The organism is Marinimicrobium sp. C2-29 (assembly GCF_038419845.1).
Taxonomy (GTDB): domain Bacteria; phylum Pseudomonadota; class Gammaproteobacteria; order Pseudomonadales; family Cellvibrionaceae; genus Marinimicrobium.
The window spans coordinates 1-18,313 of sequence record NZ_JBCAQT010000007.1; the positions used below are offsets into that span (position 1 = coordinate 1).

The window sequence follows — 18,313 nt, forward strand, 5'->3', positions numbered from 1 at the left end:
AAAGCTTCCGTTTTGGTACACCATCGAGGACTTTTACAAGGATAAGGGTTTCTCAGAGATCGCATTCAGTGAACATATTGAAGACTTGCTGAAAGAGCGTTATCTACGATGGGGGAAGGCGGTCTGATATGGCGATTCAAAAACTCTCTGATGGACGTTGGCGAGTCGATGTAGAGCCCATCAAGGGCAAGCGGCACCGGAAAACTGTAAAAACCAAAGGCGAGGCATTACGCTTTGAATCTCACATAAGGGCACAGTATGCCGGGACCACCGCCAAAGACTGGAACCCGGCACCGGTTGATAAACGTCGACTATCGGAACTGGTTGAGCTCTGGTATCAGCATCACGGCATAAACCTGGTGGACGCCAAACGCCGCCATAGCTCCGTTGTCCGCTTAACTAAGGCCCTGGGTGATCCGGTCGCCCGGAAGCTGACACCCTCTCAGTATCTCGGCTACCGCCATCGCCGCATTAAGGCGGGAGTCTCGCCGAAAACATTGAACAATGAACTGGGTTACCTCAACGCGGTATATAACTACCTCTGGGGTACGGATCAGATCGGCTACCAGTCACCACTGATCAAGGTGAAGCCCATCAAGCAGAAGGAAAAGGAGCTTACGTTTTTGACCCTGGAACAATGCCGCGAGCTACTGGACAAGGTCGCCTTCAATCCCTCGCTGTACCTCGCAACCCGCCTGTGCCTGGAAACCGGGGCCCGTTGGGGTGAAGCATTGAACCTGTCTATCTCCCAGGTAGGGCAGGGTAGGGTGACTTACACCGACACCAAAAGCGGTAAAAACCGGACCGTCCCCATTTCCGCCGATCTGGAGACCGCGATCAGGGAGCATGCCAAAGGTCAGTTCCAGGTGTTCAACACCTCGATCAATGCTTTTCGCCGTGCCCTGGCAAAATGCTCGTTCAAGCTCCCGAAAGGGCAGGCCGCTCACGCTCTCCGGCATACCTATGCGAGCCACTTCATGATGAACGGTGGGGATATCCTGACGCTTCAACGCATCTTGGGGCACAGCAGCATTGCCCTGACCATGCGATACGCTCACCTGTCCCCTCAGCACTTGGCGGGGGCTGTACAGTTTCGTCCTAAGTTAGATGAGCTTGATTCAATGGTTTGAGGTTGGGAAGGTTATTCGTAATGGAAACGGCACTGAATGATAATTAAGGTAGCGTCTGGGCCTTCACCTTTAAGCTTGTACACCAGCCGATGTTCCCGGTCGATGCGCCGGGACCAGCAGTCTTTTAGCCCGTGCTTTAGTGGCTCAGGTTTACCGATACCGTCAAAGGGTGTGCGCATCGTTTCCCGGATGAGCTTGTTGATACGTTTTACCGTCTTTTTGTCGATTCCCTGCCAGTATTCATAATCACCCCAAGCAGTCGGTGTCCACGCCAAAATCATTCAACCAAGTTCCTCTGTATGACGTCGCCGCGCTCAGCCTCTGCTAGAGAAGTTTGAAGCGCCCGGGCGTTGGCTGGCGTAGACAGAAGGTAGCTGGTTTCCTCATAGGACTGGAAATCCTCCAGGCTCATAAGGACCGCTGACCGGTTCTTGGAGCGTCGAATCACAACTGGAGCGTGATCTTCACTCACCCTGTCCATAAAACTCGCCAACTTTTCCCGGAAGGCGGAAAAGTTAATGATGTCCACAATGTTGCCCTCTTACTTTCTTTGTAATATGTAGGCAAAAGCCTACCTCTATCCCCGTGTACGAGAAATTGTACATATTTAGGGGGTGTTTGGCAATAGGATGTCTTTGAGGTGGCAGTTTCGACACTTTTTCGACACTTGAGGCCCATAAATAAAAAACCCCTGAAATTCTCTAGGAAAATCAGGGGCTTGGGTCTTGCAGTTTGGTGGAGGCGGGGGGACTCGAACCCCCGTCCGCCGGTACTCCGCTCTCGGCTCTACATGCTTAGTTTCCGTTTATTGATTTAGCCTCTTACAGCCCAACGGGCAGGACGTAAGACGCGATCCTGTTTAGGTTTTAACGGATCCACCACAGGCGAGTTTCACCGCGATCCAGTTCTGTTTGACAGTCAATAACGCGGTACTGGCACCTTGCTATTGACCGCTAGCAGGTTTTTAGGCTGCTAGAGCGTAGTTGTCGTCGTTGGCAACTATTAAGTTGCAGCTTTGGATTAACGTGATTGGCTGCCATCACGACATGCACCTTGAGTTTCGTTACCGGCGTCGAATCCAAATCGCCCCCTTAAAAAGGGGTAATCTGTGATTTACCGGGCCGGGCGGACGGGCCTCGTGAGACCTTTCCGCCTGGCATCCCTTGGGACTGCGCACCTGGCGCGAAGTTCCATCGGGTCGAGCATTGTAGAGCCAGGGCGGGCTGATAGCAAGGCCCGCCGAGCGGCTCAGACGCTCAGGTACTGCTTGACCAGGGAGTCGCTGAGGTCCGCGATCGGGCCCTGGGCCTGCAGATGGCCGCGCTCCATGATGAAGAAGTCGTGGCCCACCTTGCGCGCGAAAGGCAGCTTTTGCTCCACCAGCAGCACCGTGAGCCCCATCTCCTTGTTAAGTTTGGTGATGACGTTGCCGATGTCCCGCACGATATTGGGCTGGATGCCCTCGGTGGGCTCGTCCAGGATCAGCAGTTTGGGGTCCAGCACCAGTGCCCGGCCGATGGCCAGCTGTTGCTGTTGGCCGCCCGAGAGGTCGCCGCCGCGGCGGTTGCGCATCTCTTTGAGCACGGGAAACAGGTCGTAGATGTGCCGGGGGATGTGCCGGGCGCGGTCGGAGCGGGCGCCCAGGGAGATCCGCAGGTTCTCCTCCACGGTCAGCAGGGGGAAGATCTCCCGCCCCTGGGGTACGTAGCCGATGCCGGCCCGGGCGCGGTTTTCCGTGGAAACGCGGGTGATGTCCTTGCCGTCCAGCGCAATCTGACCGTCTTTGACCGGGAGCAGTCCGGTAATGCATTTGAGCAGCGTGGTTTTGCCCACGCCGTTGCGGCCCAGCAGGGTGCCGCAGGTGCCTTGCTTGAGCTCCAGGCTCAGGTCCCAGAGAATGTGACTCTGGCTGTAGAACTGGTTAATACTGTCGATCTTGAGCACGGGTGTCTCCTACCGTCAATCGTGTTATTCGCCCAGGTAGACTTCAATCACCTTGGGGTTGTTCTGGACCTGGTCCATGGTGCCTTCCGCGAGCACCGAGCCCTGGTGCAGCACCGTGACCTGGCGGGCGATGGAGCGCACGAACGCCATGTCGTGCTCGACCACGATTACCGAGTGCTTGCCCTCCAGCGAGGTGAGCAGCTCGGCGGTGTGCTCCACTTCCTCCCCGGTCATGCCCGCCACCGGCTCGTCCACCAACAGCACCCGGGGGCTCTGCATCAGCAGCATGCCGATTTCCAGCCACTGCTTCTGACCGTGAGAGAGGGCGCCGGCCAACTGATGGCGGTGGTTTTTAAGACCGATCTGGACCATCACCTCATCGATACGGTCCCGCTGCTCGCCACTGAGCTCGCGCGTCAGTGTGAGCCAGACGCGCTTGTCGCCGGCGGTGGCCAGTTCCAGATTTTCGTAAACGCTCAGCGGCTCAAAGATTGTGGGCTTCTGGAATTTGCGCCCAATACCGCCCCGGGCGATCTGATGTTCGGACAGGCCCAGCAGGTCGATCTGTTGACCGAAAAACACGCTGCCGGTATCGGGTCGGGTTTTGCCTGTGATCACATCCATCATGGTGGTTTTGCCCGCGCCATTGGGTCCGATAATGCAGCGCAACTCGCCATCATTGACGTAGAGGTTCAGGTTGTTCAGTGCTTTGAAGCCGTCAAAGCTGACCGTCACATCCTCGACATACAAAATCGGGCCGTGGCTGGTATCAATGGGCCGACGAAAGTTGGGATCTTTTTTGGGTATCGCTTTCTGGCTGAACTGCTGGGCCTGTTTGATCAGGTTCATACCGCACCCCCTTCTTTCCTGTCAGTGTCGGGCTCCGGCGCGCTCTCGCTCTGTGCGCTCTCGGGTGTGCCCTGGTCGTACTCATCGGATTTGCTCCGACGCTGGAAGCGTTTGAACAGGCCGACCAGGCCCTGGGGCAGGAGCAGGGTCACCAGCACAAACAGCGAGCCGAGAATAAACAGCCAGGCCTCCGGCGACCAGGCGGTGAAAAAGGTCTTGGCGTAGTTCACCGAGAATGCCCCGACGATGGCGCCAAAGAGGGTGCCGCGACCGCCGGTGGCAACCCAGATCACCATCTCGATCGAGTTCAGTGGGGAGAACTCGCCCGGGTTGATGATGCCCACCTGGGGCACATAGAGCGCGCCGGCCACAGCGGCGAGCATGGAAGAGAAGACGAACAACCACAGCTTGTAGGATTCGACCTTGTAGCCGCAGAAGCGGGTGCGGCTTTCGGCATCGCGGATGGAAAGAATGACCCGGCCCATACGGGAGGTAACAATGTAGCGGCAGGCAAAGTAGCCGAGCATCAGCGCCAGGGACGAGGCAATGAACAGCCCCACACGGGTGCCCTTGGCATTGATATCAAAGCCGAGAATTTCCTTGAAATCGTTCAGGCCGTTGTTGCCGCCAAAGCCCATTTCGTTGCGGAAAAAGGCCAGCATCAGGGCGTAAGTCAATGCCTGGGTGATGATGGCAAAGTACACCCCGGTCACGCGCGAGCGGAAGGCGAGCCAGCCAAATACCAGCGCCAGCAGCCCCGGCACCAGCAGCACCATCATCATGGCGAACCAGAACATGTCAAAGCCCTGCCAGTACCAGGGCAGACTGTCCCAGCTCAGTACCACCATGAAGTCCATCAGCTCCGGGTGACCGTAGACGCCCCGGTCCCCGATCTGGCGCATCAGGTACATGCCCATGCCGTAACCACCCAGGGCGAAGAAGGCCCCATGGCCCAGCGACAGAATGCCCGCATAGCCCCAGATCAGGTCCACGGACAGGGCGAGCAGGGCGAAGCACAGAAATTTACCCAGCAGCGCCACCATGTAGTTGGAGACATGCAGTGGGGATTCCGGCGGCAGGGCCAGATTGAGAATCGGGACGATCACCGTGGCCAGGGCGATAATCCCCAGCACCACCATGCCGCCGCGATCATTGAATAGTAGACGTTGTATCAACATAAATTCTTCTCGAACGCTGTGTGTTCCCTAAAAACCGGACGGGGCTCGCGCCCGCCCGCTTCACTGTTTTTCGGCCGGCGTCAATCCGCCGCGGCCCGGCCTTTCTGCGGAAAGAGGCCCTTGGGTCGCTTCTGGATGAACAGGATCAACATGATCAGAACCATCACTTTGGCCAGCATGGCGCCGGCATAGGGCTCCAGGAAGTTGTTGATGATGCCCAGGCTCATGGCGCTGACCAGGGTGCCCCAGAGGTTGCCAACCCCACCGAAGACCACCACCATGAACGAATCGATGATGTAGGCTTGGCCCAGGTTGGGCCCGACGTTGGTGATCTGCGACAGGGCCACACCGGCAATACCGGCCACGCCGGAACCCAGGCCGAAGGTGAGGGCGTCCACCCAACTGGAGCGAACGCCGACGGCGCGCGCCATGGCGCGGTTCTGGGAAACGGCGCGGACCTTCAGGCCCAGAGAAGTGCGCTTCATCACGCCGATCAGGGCGAAGAACACCATCAGCCCGAAAATCAGGATGAACAGGCGGGTATAAGTGATGGAGAGCACCGGGTTGATAGTGAGCGTGCCGCTGATCCAGTCCGGTGAGCTGACCGAGCGGTTGAGCGGGCTGAACAGCGTACGCACGGTCTGCTGCAGAATCAGGCTGATGCCGAAAGTGGCGAGCAGGGTTTCCAGTGGGCGCCCGTACAGAAAGCGGATGACCCCGCGCTCGATGGCGATGCCCACCAGGCCGGACACGACAAACGCGGCGGGCACGGCGATCAGCAGACTCCATTCGATCAGGTCCGGGAACAGTTGCTGCACCATCCAGGTGGTATAGGCGCCGATCATCATCAATTCGCCGTGGGCCATGTTGATCACACCCATGACGCCAAAGGTGATCGCCAGGCCGATACCGGCGAGCAACAGAACCGAGCCCAGGCTCAGGCCAAAGAACAGCGTTTCGAGAAAGCGGTAGAACTTGATGCGCCCGGAAATGGATTCCAGCGCGCTTCCGGCGGCGGCCCTCACCGAATCATCGGGGTCATCAGCCGCCACAAGGCGCAGATTGTTGCGCGCTTCCTGTTCGAGTGAGCCGCTGAGCACATCAATGGCGGCGAGACGTACCTCGGCATCGTCGTCCTCGAGTCGGTACAGTGCCAACGCCGCATCAAGGGCGTCGTTGACCAGCGGGGAGGTCTCTTTTTCCTGCCGCTGCCTGATCAATTCAACGGTGTCCTCGTCGATACCATCGCTGATCAGTCGTCGCACGGCTTCGTAGCGAACTTCGGCGTCTTCGTGGTTGAGTTCCAGCTTGGCCATCAAGGTGCTGAGCTGGCTGCGCAAGCGGTTGTTGATCCGCACCTGTTTCAATTGTTCGGCGGTTTCGGCCATGACGGGCGAACCGGTAAAAAATTCCAGCATGAAGCCGGCTTCCTGACGGATGGCGACCGTCGGGGGGCTTGAGCGATCGGCAAACAGGTCGCCGCGTTGCAGGGCATCCAGCACGGCGGCGCTGCGCTCGTGTTCCAGCTCCACCAGACCATCCACGGCCTCGGATATTTCCTTGAGGTTGCCCTGTACCAGGCGGTAAACCAGGTCATTGAACGGCTGATCTTTCTCCCCCGTCCCCATCGGGCCTTCCTGCAATGCCGCCTCGGCTTTGGTCTGGGAGTCGCTATCGGTAGCGCCCTGGCCTGGAGGAGGATTTTCGGACTGAGCCACGCTGGGGTGGGCGTTCAGGCCGAGTGCCAGGCTCAGGCAGAGCGCGAGGCCGGCCAGCCAGCCGAGCCTGATCGCCGGTGAGCGTGGCGTTGGCGGCGACATCCTGTAGTGAAAGTTGTTCATAGGTTTACCGTTTAACATCGCATCGAAGACTAACGGGAGTTGCAAACCCCCTGCGAGAAGCCCGGTGCCCGCCACGGGTCGTTCATGTGGCGGGTCCGGGCGTCAATCAGTGCTTGGTGGAACTGATGGCTATTACTCCTGCATGGCCGTCGAACCCAGGCACTCTTCGGTTACCGTGTTGTAGTTGCCGCAGTTGATGGGATCAGTCCAGTCGCCAATCAGGTTCTTGCTGCCTTCGAGGTAATTAGACCAAGCGTCGCCGGGTACCAGATCATCGGTTTGAGAAACGACAAAGTACTGGCCGTCTTCCTGGATTTCACCGATCAGTACGGGCTTTTCAATGTGGTGGTTGGCCAGCATTTTGCTGGTACCGCCGGTCAGGTTGGGAACCTCAACGCCGACAATGGAATCTACCACTGCATCCGTATCGGTGCTCTTGGCCTTCTCGACCGCTTTCACCCACATGTTGAAGCCGATGTAGTGCGCTTCCATCGGGTCATTGGTCACGCGATCTTCATCGCCGGTGAACTCGTGCCAGGTTTTGATGAACTCTTCGTTCTGCGGGGTATCCACGCTCATGAAATAGTTCCAGGCGGACATGTGGCCGACCAGCGGGCTGGTGTCCATGCCGGAGAGCTCTTCTTCACCCACGGAGAAGGCCACCACGGGAATGTCGGTTGACGATACACCCTGGTTGCCCAGCTCGCGGTAGAAGGGCACATTGGCGTCGCCATTGATGGTGGAAACCACGGCGGTTTTCTTGCCCGCGCTACCGAAACGCTTGATCTCGGACACGATGTTCTGCCAGTCGGAGTGGCCGAAGGGGGTGTAATTGATCATGATATCTTCGTCAGCCACGCCCTTGGATTTCAGGTAGGCTTCCAGAATGCGGTTGGTGGTGCGCGGGTAAACATAGTCGGTACCGGCCAGTACCCAGCGCTCGGTTTCCAGATCGTTCATCAGGTAGTCCACGGCGGGAATGGCCTGCTGGTTGGGCGCCGCGCCGGTATAGAAGACGTTGCGCGAGGACTCTTCACCTTCGTACTGAACGGGGTAAAAGAGAAGACCATTGAGCTCTTCGATGACCGGCAGTACCGCTTTGCGCGAGACCGACGTCCAGCAACCGAAGATCACATCGACGTCTTCCTGGGTGATCAGCTCGCGGGTGCGCTCGGCAAACAGTGGCCAGTCAGAGGCGGGGTCGACCACAACGGCTTCGAGTTTTTTACCCAGAAGTCCGCCTTTCTTGTTCTGTTCTTCCACCAGCATTTCGACCGTGTCTTTCAGGGTGGTTTCCGAGATGGCCATGGTGCCGGACAGCGAGTGAAGCACACCGACTTTGATGGTGTCTTCGTCGTCTTGCGCGTGTGTACTAAAAGCGCTTAGAGTCAGGCCGCAGGCGATGCCGAGTGCCCCGACTGGTTTGAGGATGGATTTAAGCTTCATTTGTCATTCTCCATTGATTATCAATGATGGTGTGGTTTTGCGTCCGGGGAACGCGGATAAAACTCCTGTTTTTAACGGCAATCTTCCTGAAATCACTGGGTGAGAGTGTCACGGCCTGGCCGAGCCCACCCCTTCTGAAAGTCTGACGTCAGACGGCTGCTGTCTGGCCTCGTGCAACATGTGCAGGGTGATCTTCCGCACTTCGGTCTGACTCTCTTCAATATGGGTCTTGAGCAAGCGCTGCGCTTCGTCGGCCCGGCGCTTGATGATGGTGCGCAGTATTTTCGCGTGTTCGTCGTAGGTCGCCTCAACGCGTGGCCGCTGGGTAAAATCGATCCGCCGGATGATGCGCAGCCGTTCGGTAATGTTGTGGTGCACGCGGGCCATCTCCCGGTTACCGCTGGCTTCCACCAGCCGGATGTGGAAGCGCTCGTCCATGGCGCTGACGTGTGGGCCGTCATCCAGCCGATCATCCGGCTCCACCAGCCAGAAATCTTTCAGGTCTTCCAGGTCGGGAAGGGTGTTCATTTCACAGAGCCGACGGATGGCCGCCATTTCCAGAATGATGCGCAGTTCATACAGCTGGTCGAACTGTTCAAAGTCGAACGGTTTGACCTGCCAGCCACTGCGGAACATCACATCCACGAAGCCTTCCCGTTGCAGCAGGGTCAGTGCTTCTCTGACCGGAGTGCGACTGGCGGTCATACGCGCGGCCACTTCGCTTTCAGTGAACCGGTCGCCCGGTAGCAGCACAAAGTCAAAAATCTCCTGCTTCAGTGCGGCGTAAATTCGCTCGGTCAGACTTTGTCGAGTGTTGTTGGGTCGAGTCACCGGGTCCGCCTTGAATATCATCATGTATGCAAGATTGTATTCAGCAGGAAGTGTGCCAAACGTGTCGCTGGCTTATGGGAGTGAGGAGAACACCGTGATTTCAGTCACTTAGGTGGAAAGGGCGGAAGAAATACGGAAAATAGAGGCCGAATTGGGTGCACTTATTTGGAGCGTGCAATACGTTGCCTGCCTCATGGAAGAGCTTGCCAGAAGGGGGTCAGTTGAAATTTGCGACAACTCGCCGACTGCCCAAACAGTGACCGATTGCAAAGTCTGGCTGTGACTCAGTCCAGCGTAACGGCGGAACCTATTTGGTATGGTTCCGGTGCTACAGCACGCTAGTATAATAACCAGGGATTCCAAGGCCATGGCAACCAAACGCGCATTGATCGTCGATGATTCCAGAACCGCGCAGCATCGGTTGAAGAAACTGCTTCGCTCCTATGATCTCGATATTGTGGCCGTCGATTCGGCCGAGTCGGCCTTGAGCTATTTATCGAGCAGTGTGCCGGATGTGGTGTTCATGGATCACCTGATGCCGGGCATGGATGGCTTTCGCGCGCTGCAGATCATCAAGTCCCACCCGGCGACCGCGACCATTCCGGTGATCATGTACACATCCAAAAGCGGGGATGTGTACACCAGCCAGGCCCGCGCCCTGGGTGCGCTGGATGTGGTGAGCAAAGACACCATTAACGCCACTGATCTGAGCCACGTGCTCAAAGCCATTCATATCTATCGGGAAGAGGATCGGAGCGCATCCGAAAAAGCCAGAAGGGACAGTGCCCCCGAGGCAGCGCTACCCACCGAAGACGTGGCGGCGACCGGGCAGGGCTGCGGGGAACCAGACAATCCGCCGGAGACCGGCAACCTCCTGTCATTGGAACTGCGCCTGCGCGAGCTGGAACACACCATTGATGACAACCGGCGCATTGTCACCTCCCGCCTTGTGCGCGAAATGCAGGGAGTCCGGCACCTGGTGAACAAACTGGCTACCGAAGTGGGCGACCTGAAGCAGGCCAACGTCGATTCCCGAAAGACTGAGGAAGATTCACAGGAGGCCGAGAGCCAGTCGACCCACAATACCACCCGGTCGCGGGGCGGATTGGCTCGCGTGGCGGCGGTCGTTGCCCTGATCGCGCTCGGAGGCCTGGGTTGGTGGCAGCTTGACCGGCAGATGGAATCGGTGCAGGCGCACCAGGCCGAGCAGAGCGCGCAAGTAAGCTCGGCGCTGGCCGAGTTTGAACGCAACGCGGCGCATCGGGCGGACACCGCACCGGTCGCTTCTTCCCGCTCGTCCACTCCTCCGGACACCCCGTTGGCCGAGCGTTATTTGCCGGACCTGTCCTGGGCCATCAACCAGAGCAGCCTTCAGGGATTTCACCGGGACCTGGTGGCCCCGGAAACTGCCCAACGTCTGAACGAACTGATCGCGCGACTGAGCAGCCGTGACTTTCGCGGTCGAATTCAGGTGAGCGTCAATGCCGGCGATTTCTGTGTGGTCACCGACATGGGTGGGCAGCCCCAGTTGCCCGACAGCGACAGCCGAATGGAAGACTGCGCACTGGTCAGTGAGTTCTTCGGAATGAACGCCTCCGACGTGATGGCCGAGCGGCTTGAGGCCATGCTGGCCGAGTCGTCCCTCTACATGAACGAGGCCATCGATCTCATCATCCGGCCTCTCGACCGGGTCTTCCGCGACTATCCGGCGATGGCCGGTTCCACTTCTGCCCACGAATGGAACGAAGCCGCCCGGCTGAACAATCGCGTGCTGGTGGATCTGGAGCCGGGCGCCCCCCTGGCGGCCCAGGCTGACTGAGTTTTATCGACCGCCCCGGTGGTTTGCGGAGCGGCGCAGTATTTCAGTCGCCCAGCACCATCAACAGGTCGCCGGCGTTGACCTGCTTGCCCGGCGCGCAGTGAACGTCGCCCACGGTACCCGCCCGGTCGGCGCACACCGAGAATTCCATTTTCATGGCTTCGACAATCAGCAGCGGTTGATCGATTTTTATCTTGTCCCCGGGCTCGACTAGCAGCTTCCAGACACTGCCACTGATATCGGCGGTTACCGCATGGCCGTCGACCTCGTTGGGATCTATTCCCGGCGCGGCCTGAAGCGCGGCTTCCACCTGTTTTTCTTCATCCGCCTGCCAGAGTGCGACCTCTTCGGTGAAGGCGGCCTGCTGTTTTTTCCTGAAGACGGCAATGCTCTCGGCGTTGTCGGCGAGAAACTGTTCGTGCTCGGCAATATCGAACACATCTTCATCAATGCGGACACTCAGCCGGCCCTCGCGAAAGGCCTCGCGCTGTTCGGTGAGTTCCTCTTCGCTGACCGGGTAGTAGCGCACCTGGTCAAAAAACCGCAACAGCCAGGGTTCGCCGTTGATGAACACATCGTTTTTCAGAAACTTGTTCCAGATCGGCAGGGTGCGCCCCACCAGCTGGTAGCCGCCGGGCGAGTCCATGCCATAGATGCACATATACACCCCGCCGATACCCACGGTGCCTTCGGCCGTGTAGGTGCGCGCCGGGTTGTATTTTGATGTGAGCAACCGGTGGCGCGGATCAATGGGCACCGCGCAGGGCGCACTCAGATAGACATCGCCCAGCCCCAGTACCAGGTAGCTGGCATTGAACAGAACGTCGCGCACCTGTTCGATGGACTCCAGGCCGTTGATGCGACGCATGAACTCGGTGTTGCTGGGCAGCCAGGGAGCGGTATCGCGAACCGATTGCCGGTACTTGGCGACCGCTTCCAGGGTGGCGGAATCCTCAAACGCCATGGGCAGATGGATCACCCGGCTGGGCACGCGCATCTTGTCCACGGGGGGCAGATGCTCTTCGATATCCAGCAATGCCTTGACCAGATCGCGCTGGTGAATCACGCGGCTGTCGTAGTTCACCTGCAGCGAGCGCACCCCGGGCGAGAGTTCGATAATGCCCTCAATGGGGTTTTCTTTGAGCGCCTCCATCATGGCGTGCACCCGCAGACGGAAACGCAGGTCCATGAGCAGGGGGCCGTATTCCATCAGAATGTATTTGTCGCCCGCCTGGCGATAGACCACCTCCGGTCGGCCCTCCGCTTCGGGCAGGGCGGCCAGAATGCAGGGGGACAGGTCGTGCTCCGGTTCGGGAATGGGTATGGGCTCAATCGGCGGCTGTTCTTTCAACTCCTCTACGGCTTTGTCCTGGCTCAGTTCCATGGCCAGCGCCTGATCAAAGCTCAACTGTTTGAAGCGCAAGCGGTCGCCGGGTTTGACCTGACCCACCTTCCACAGCTCGGCCTTGACGATGGTGACCGGGCAGACAAACCCGCCCAGACTGGGGCCATCCTTGGTAAGGATGACCGGCATGTCGCCGGTAAAGTTGATCGAGCCCACCGCGTACTCGGTGTCGTGAATGTTGGACGGATGCAACCCCGCCTCGCCACCGTCGCTGCGGGTCCAGCTGGGCTTGGGGCCGTTGAGGCGAATGCCCAGGCGATTGGAGTTGTAGTGCACCTCCCAGGCGGTGTTGAAAAACATTTCGATGGCTTCTTCCTTGAAAAAGTCGGGCGCACCGTGGGGCCCGTAGAGCACACCGATTTCCCACTCGCGCGGTCCGTCGAGGGTTTCGTTGACGTAATCGGGAATCAACCCGGCCGGTGCCGGCGCGGGCTCGGCGATGGGGGCGGGGGTGGTGCAGGCTTCGAGCTCGGGATTGTTGAGCATGAGCATGTCGGTCGCGCGCAGGACGCGGCCGGCGTGGCCGCCAAACTGGCCCAGCGCAAAGGTTGAGCGGCTGCCCAGATACTCGGGCACATCAAAACCGTTGCGCACGGCCAGATAGGTGCGACAGCCGTTTTCGGCTTTGCCCACATCCAGCACCTGTCCGGCCTTGACCGGAATCGGCTGCCAGTGCGGAACGACCTCGCCATCCAGAGTGGCCGCCGTGTGACCACCGGTCAGGGCGATGACCGTGTCGGCATGAAAGCGTAACTTGGGGCCGATGATGGTGAACTCCAGACCGGCGGCGTGCTCGTGGTTACCGACAATGCGGTTGGCCAGGCGAAAACCGTAATCGTCCATCGGGCCCGAGGGCGGTACCCCGATGCCCCAGTAGCCCACGCGTCCCGGGTAGTCCTGAATGCTGGTGTAGGTGCCCGGCTGAATCACTTCCACCACCGGCGGGCGGTAGACAAAGTCGGCCAGTTTATTGGTGGCCACATCGCCGCTGGCAAAAAAATCCGAGCCCACGATCTGACGCAGATACTCCAGGTTGGTGGCAATGCCGGCGGTGCGGGTGGCGCTCAGGGCATGCAGCATTTTGGCGATGGCATCCTGACGGTCTTTGCCGTGCACAATGATCTTGGCGATCATGGGGTCGTAGTGGGGCGAGACTTCGGTGCCGGCGGACACCCAGGTGTCGATGCGCGCATCCTCCGGAAACACCACTTCGGTCAGGGTGCCGGGCGAGGGCTGAAAGTCCCGCACCGCGTCTTCGGCGTAGAGGCGCACTTCAATGGCGGCGCCTTTCGGTTCAATCTCGATGTCCAGCTCGGGCGGTTCGCCCGCCGCAGTCTGTATCATCCACTCCACCAGGTCGACTCCGGTGCAGGCCTCGGTAATGGGGTGTTCCACCTGCAGGCGGGTGTTCACTTCCAGAAAATAAAACTCATCACGCGCCGGATCGTAAATGTATTCGATGGTGCCGGCCGAGCGGTATTTGACCGCCTCGCCCAGTTGCGTGGAAACCTGCAGCAGTTTTTCGCGGGTGGCGGCCGGCAGCTTGGGGGCGGGAGTTTCTTCCACCACTTTCTGGTTGCGCCGCTGCAGGGAGCAGTCGCGCTCGCCCAGCGCCAGTACCTTGCCCTCGCCGTCGCCAAAAATCTGCACTTCCACATGGCGGGCGTTGTCGACAAAGCGTTCGAGAAACACGCCGCTGTCGCTGAAAAAATTCTGTCCCTGCCGTTTGACGGTTTCAAACGCTTCCATCAATGCCGCTTTGTCGTCGCAGCGGGTCAGGCCGATGCCGCCGCCCCCGGCGGTGCTTTTGAGCATGATCGGGTAGCCGATCCGATCGGCGGCGGCTACCGCCTCCTCCAGTGAGTCCAGCAAGCCGGTGCCGGGCGTCAGGGGCACGCCGGCTTTTTCGGCGATTTCGCGCGAGGTGTGCTTCAGGCCAAACTCGCGAATCTGTTGCGGCGTGGGGCCGCAGAAGGCAATGCCCTCGGCTTCACACTGCTCGCAGAACTCGGCATTCTCCGAGAGAAAGCCGTAGCCGGGAATGATGGCCTGAGCCCCGGTTTCCCGGGCGGCAGCCAGAATTTTATCCACTTTCAGATAGCTCTCGGTCGCGCTTTCGCCGCCCAGGTTGATGGCGATATCGGCGGCGTCCACATGTGCGCTGTTGCGATCGGCGTGCGAGTGCACCGCCACCGAGGTGATGCCCATTTTCTTCAGCGTCTTGGCGATGCGAACCGCGATTTCACCGCGGTTGGCAATGAGTACCGTGTGAAGCATGGTTGTTCTCCATCAATAATGCTTTGTGTTAGCCCGTAGGGTGGGCTCTGCCCACCAATAACGAGCTCGTAGGGTGGGCTTCGCCCACCAGAAGCACCGGGCGTTGCGGCGGACAACCTCTATTGCAGGCTCTCGATATAGGCCCGCCACCCACCAAGCTGGGTAATCTCCTCAGCGCCTTCGATCGCCGCGCCCTCGCAAATGAACCCCTTCACTTCGCGCCCGTCTTTGAGCGTCAGTGTGCCGATGCCCAGCGGCGCTGGTACCAGATTCACGAAACGGCCGAACTGATCCAGGGGCATGTCCCACAACTCCACGGTAATCTCCCCTCCGGTGTCGCTGGCGGCACGAATCAGGCCGGGCTTGGGCGGAGTGGTGTTGGGCAGGGCGAACAGCCGGTAGTGGTCGGCCGTGAAGGTGCTCTGAACAAAACGCGCGTGGCGTTCGGTCAGTTGGGTGTTCAGGGGCATGCCGCTCAGGTGGGCGCCCACTACGGCCAGACGCACATGTCCCTCGGGCGGCGTTTCGGGCTCGACGGGCTCGGGCAGGGGCAGGTCGGTGGCGCCGCGCTTCCAGGGTTGGGCACGCTGCCAGCGTCGGCCGAAGTCCGCCAGGGCGGCGTCCTGCCAGGCGGGCGCGATCAGGGTGATGCCGAAGGGCAGGCCGTCGGTGCGCAGGCCCGCGGGCAGCGCCAGGGCACTGCAGTCGGCCAGATTGACGAAGTTGGTCCAGGTGCCCAGCTGGCTGTTGACCTTGACCGGATCGGCCTGCACCTGCGCGATCGTCGGCAGCCGCGGCGCCGTGGGGACCAGCAGGGCGTCGAGCGACTGCATCAGGGTCTGGATTTCCCGGGCCAGCTCGGCCCGTCGGTACTCAGCCTTGTAGGCGTCGGTGGCTGAAAATTTCGTCGCCTGCTCGATGATGCCGCGCACTACCTCGTTCATCCCATTGCCGTGATCGGCCATGAAGTCGTCCACGGCCGCGTGGCGCTCGGCCACCCAGGGCCCGCTATAGAGCAGTTGCGCGAGCGTCTGCATGGGAGTGAAATCCAGTGGCACCAGCTCGACGCCCTGGAGCTCCAGCTGCTCCAGAGTCCGTTTCCAGGCGGCCTGGGCGTGTTGGTCGCCAAACCACTCGGGTTGCGCGGGAATGCCGAAGCGTGGGTTTTCGGCAAAGTAGCGGGCGGGATGGGGCGCCCGGCGGGAGTAGCCATCGGTGTAGTCAAAGCCTTCCATCACCGAGGCGACGGTCTCGGCATCTTCCACGTTCAGGGCAAAAACCGAGACACAGTCAAGGCTTTTGCAGGCGGGCACCACGCCACTGATGCTGAAGCGCCCTTTGGTGGGCTTGAGGCCCACAATGTTGTTGAAGCCGGCGGGCACCCGTCCGGAGCCGGCCGTATCGGTGCCCAGGCTGAAGGGCACCAGGCCACGGCTAACCGCCACGGCAGAACCGGAACTGGAGCCGCCGGACACGTAGTCGGGATTGAAGCTGTTGGGCACCGCTCCGTAGGGTGAGCGAGTGCCCACCAACCCGGTGGCAAACTGGTCCAGGTTGGTTTTGGCAATGAGGATCGCGCCGGCGGCTTTCAGCCGTGCGACGCTGTTGGCATCGTCCGAGGCGAGGTAGCGGTAAGCCGGGCAGGCGGCGGTGGTGGGCAGACCGGCCGCATCGATATTGTCCTTGATGACAAAGGGCACCCCGTAGAGCGGCAGGGTCTCGGGCATGCCCCGGTCCTGCAGTTGTTGCAGCTGGGCATCCACCTCTTCTTCGGTGAGAATATAGATCCAGGCCGGATCGTCGACCGAGAGTTGCGCACGCAGCGATTGCAGGGCGGCACGGGGCTCCAGCGTTTTCTTCTGGTAAGCCTGGCGCCAGTCGTTCACAGTCCAGCCGGTTTGGGGCGTCATTACAGTTCCTCTGGAAATACCATCTTGTATGCAAGATTGTATTCAGCAGAAACTGTGCCAGAGTTTCCCCGTACGCCATGAAGCCGCGTAAAGGCTTTTAAATCAGGTGCTTACGCGTTCTTTAGGTCAATGGTCGGGCCAGTATCAGAGCGCGATGGCTCGCCCGGATGCTCCGCGCTTGGGCATGGCGCCCTAATGTTGGGCGGGTTTGTGCTGATGATTCATACTGGGGTACATTGCAGAACTGTATTATCAGGCCCTCGAGGATCGATTGCATGACCATGAACTGGGAACAACTGCTCTGTGCCGAGCGTCTGGGCCGGCGCCCCGCCAAAAGCGAGGAGGGGCGCTCCGCGTTTTACTCCGATCACGACAAGATTACCTTCTCCGGCGCCTTCCGTCGTCTGGCGCGCAAAACCCAGGTGCATCCACTGGCGGCCAATGACCATGTTCACAACCGGCTGACCCACAGCCTCGAGGTAGCCTGCGTTGGGCGGACATTGGGAATGCGGGTGGGCAACGCTCTCCAGGCCCGGGGCGATCTGCCCGAGCCGGTGCTGCCGACCGACATCGGGGATATTGTGCAGGCCAGCTGTCTGGCCCACGACATCGGCAACCCGCCCTTCGGTCATACCGGGGAGGAGGCCATCCGCAACTGGTTTCAGAAAGAGGGGCGCCAGTATCTGGAGGCGCTCACCGAAGCCGAACGGGATGATATCCGCCTGTTTGAAGGCAATGCCCAGAGCCTGCGGGTGCTGACCACGCTGGAGTATTATCAGTACGAGGAGGGCATGCGACTGACCTACGCCACACTCGGCGCCTCAATTAAATACCCCTGGACGGCGACGCCGAGCGTGCAGAACCAGCGACCCAAAAATAACAAGTATGGCGTCTTCCAGACTGAGCTGGACTACTTTCACGAGATTGCCCACCACACCGGCCTGCTTCCGGTGGGGGAGCATTGGTACTGTCGCCATCCACTGGTGTACCTGATGGAAGCGGCGGACGACTTTTGTTATTGCATTCTCGACCTGGAAGACGGCCTGGAAATGGGGCTGCTCAACTGGCCGGAAGTCTATGACATCTTGAGCTCGGTGATTGAACCGGCGCAATTGGCCGAGCTGGAAAAGAATCTGGCCCGGGTGGACGATGGGCGTAAACCCGCGATATTGCGGGGCAAGGTGATTGGCGCCCTGATCGATGCCGGTGCCGAAGCCTTTATGGCGCATCAGGAAGACTTTCTTGCCGGGCGGGTGCAGGGCGATCTGATCGCGCTCTGCGAGCCCAAGGTGCGCGACGCAGTGGCCGCCGCCAAGGACCTGGCGCGCCAGCGTATTTTCAATCACGCCCAGCGGGTGGAGCTGGAAATCGGCGCCTACAATACCATCGGCACTCTGCTGAGCACGTTGTGCGGCGCCGTGGATGCGTTGCTGGGCGACCCGGAACAGGTGACCTACAAAGACAATCGCGTGCGCGCGCTGATGGGCGATAACAACTTTCACCCCTCGGTATTCGCCAAAGAGGGAAGCTACAAGTATCAGGCGCTGATGGCAGTGATTGACTACATCAGCGGCATGACGGACAACTACGCCACCAATCTGGCCAAGCAGTTCAATGGTATGGGACAGGCGCGGTTTTGATAATTGAGCGGTAACCACCGGCCGTCAATAACAGGCAACAGGA

13 protein-coding genes and 1 other RNA gene are annotated in these 18,313 nt (G+C 59.8%); 3 read left to right on the forward strand and 11 right to left on the reverse strand.

Features of this window, described 5'->3' with window-relative positions; genetic code table 11:
• The first annotated feature begins 128 nt into the window (after positions 1-128).
• Entirely contained in the window at positions 129-1,130 is a 1,002-nt protein-coding gene (locus tag AAE484_RS08245) for a phage integrase (RefSeq protein ID WP_341937893.1), read from the forward strand.
• Between the two features lie 11 nt (positions 1,131-1,141).
• Here AAE484_RS08245 and AAE484_RS08250 read toward each other — a convergent pair whose 3' ends face one another.
• From AAE484_RS08250 to AAE484_RS08290, 9 genes are all read right to left on the reverse strand, one after another.
• Positions 1,142-1,411: a Txe/YoeB family addiction module toxin gene (locus AAE484_RS08250; RefSeq protein ID WP_341937894.1), complete on the reverse strand. Its 270-nt coding sequence runs from the start codon at positions 1,409-1,411 to the stop codon at positions 1,142-1,144.
• On the reverse strand, positions 1,408-1,659 hold the full coding sequence (locus AAE484_RS08255; protein WP_341937895.1) for a type II toxin-antitoxin system Phd/YefM family antitoxin: 252 nt from the start codon (positions 1,657-1,659) through the stop codon (positions 1,408-1,410). Before AAE484_RS08255 ends, AAE484_RS08250 begins: the two co-directional genes overlap by 4 nt.
• A 204-nt stretch (positions 1,660-1,863) precedes the next feature.
• Positions 1,864-2,221, reverse strand: a transfer-messenger RNA (tmRNA) gene (gene ssrA, locus AAE484_RS08260).
• 157 nt (positions 2,222-2,378) lie between these two features.
• A complete protein-coding gene (urtE, locus tag AAE484_RS08265) occupies positions 2,379-3,074 on the reverse strand; it encodes an urea ABC transporter ATP-binding subunit UrtE (protein ID WP_341937896.1) in 696 nt (231 codons plus the stop codon).
• A 24-nt stretch (positions 3,075-3,098) separates the two neighbouring features.
• The gene (urtD, locus tag AAE484_RS08270) at positions 3,099-3,923 is read right to left on the reverse strand and encodes an urea ABC transporter ATP-binding protein UrtD (protein WP_341937897.1); all 825 of its coding nucleotides are present in this window, start codon (positions 3,921-3,923) and stop codon (positions 3,099-3,101) included.
• The gene (gene urtC / locus AAE484_RS08275; protein ID WP_341937898.1) at positions 3,920-5,101 is read right to left on the reverse strand and encodes an urea ABC transporter permease subunit UrtC; all 1,182 of its coding nucleotides are present in this window, start codon (positions 5,099-5,101) and stop codon (positions 3,920-3,922) included. The genes urtD and urtC overlap by 4 nt, the downstream gene beginning before the upstream one ends.
• A gap of 80 nt (positions 5,102-5,181) precedes the next feature.
• Positions 5,182-6,942, reverse strand: coding sequence for an urea ABC transporter permease subunit UrtB (gene urtB / locus AAE484_RS08280; protein ID WP_341937899.1), 1,761 nt, complete (start codon positions 6,940-6,942; stop codon positions 5,182-5,184).
• A gap of 132 nt (positions 6,943-7,074) precedes the next feature.
• The gene (gene urtA / locus AAE484_RS08285) at positions 7,075-8,388 is read right to left on the reverse strand and encodes an urea ABC transporter substrate-binding protein (protein WP_341937900.1); all 1,314 of its coding nucleotides are present in this window, start codon (positions 8,386-8,388) and stop codon (positions 7,075-7,077) included.
• 108 nt (positions 8,389-8,496) lie between these two features.
• Positions 8,497-9,219: a GntR family transcriptional regulator gene (locus AAE484_RS08290; protein WP_341937901.1), complete on the reverse strand. Its 723-nt coding sequence runs from the start codon at positions 9,217-9,219 to the stop codon at positions 8,497-8,499.
• Positions 9,220-9,586: 367 nt separating this feature from the next.
• On the opposite strand from AAE484_RS08290, the gene AAE484_RS08295 reads away from it, so the two are divergent.
• A complete protein-coding gene (locus tag AAE484_RS08295; protein WP_341937902.1) occupies positions 9,587-11,038 on the forward strand; it encodes a response regulator in 1,452 nt (483 codons plus the stop codon).
• Positions 11,039-11,081: 43 nt separating this feature from the next.
• Here AAE484_RS08295 and uca read toward each other — a convergent pair whose 3' ends face one another.
• Positions 11,082-14,720, reverse strand: coding sequence for an urea carboxylase (gene uca / locus AAE484_RS08300; RefSeq protein WP_341937903.1), 3,639 nt, complete (start codon positions 14,718-14,720; stop codon positions 11,082-11,084).
• Between the two features lie 119 nt (positions 14,721-14,839).
• Positions 14,840-16,630, reverse strand: coding sequence for an allophanate hydrolase (atzF, locus tag AAE484_RS08305; protein WP_341937904.1), 1,791 nt, complete (start codon positions 16,628-16,630; stop codon positions 14,840-14,842).
• A gap of 275 nt (positions 16,631-16,905) precedes the next feature.
• Here atzF and AAE484_RS08310 point away from each other — a divergent pair, with 275 nt between their 5' ends.
• Positions 16,906-18,270: a deoxyguanosinetriphosphate triphosphohydrolase gene (locus AAE484_RS08310; RefSeq protein WP_341937905.1), complete on the forward strand. Its 1,365-nt coding sequence runs from the start codon at positions 16,906-16,908 to the stop codon at positions 18,268-18,270.
• The last annotated feature ends 43 nt before the right edge of the window (positions 18,271-18,313 follow it).

What these genes read in the sequence shown, in the direction of transcription:
- atzF (WP_341937904.1), bottom strand. Translation starts at nt 16,630, where the DNA reads ATGACGCCCCAAACCGGCTGGACTGTGAACGACTGGCGCCAGGCTTAC.
- AAE484_RS08245 (WP_341937893.1), top strand. Translation starts at nt 129, where the DNA reads ATGGCGATTCAAAAACTCTCTGATGGACGTTGGCGAGTCGATGTAGAG.
- urtC (WP_341937898.1), bottom strand. Translation starts at nt 5,101, where the DNA reads ATGTTGATACAACGTCTACTATTCAATGATCGCGGCGGCATGGTGGTG.
- urtD (WP_341937897.1), bottom strand. Translation starts at nt 3,923, where the DNA reads ATGAACCTGATCAAACAGGCCCAGCAGTTCAGCCAGAAAGCGATACCC.
- urtA (WP_341937900.1), bottom strand. Translation starts at nt 8,388, where the DNA reads ATGAAGCTTAAATCCATCCTCAAACCAGTCGGGGCACTCGGCATCGCC.
- AAE484_RS08295 (WP_341937902.1), top strand. Translation starts at nt 9,587, where the DNA reads ATGGCAACCAAACGCGCATTGATCGTCGATGATTCCAGAACCGCGCAG.
- urtB (WP_341937899.1), bottom strand. Translation starts at nt 6,942, where the DNA reads ATGAACAACTTTCACTACAGGATGTCGCCGCCAACGCCACGCTCACCG.
- AAE484_RS08250 (WP_341937894.1), bottom strand. Translation starts at nt 1,411, where the DNA reads ATGATTTTGGCGTGGACACCGACTGCTTGGGGTGATTATGAATACTGG.
- AAE484_RS08310 (WP_341937905.1), top strand. Translation starts at nt 16,906, where the DNA reads ATGACCATGAACTGGGAACAACTGCTCTGTGCCGAGCGTCTGGGCCGG.
- uca (WP_341937903.1), bottom strand. Translation starts at nt 14,720, where the DNA reads ATGCTTCACACGGTACTCATTGCCAACCGCGGTGAAATCGCGGTTCGC.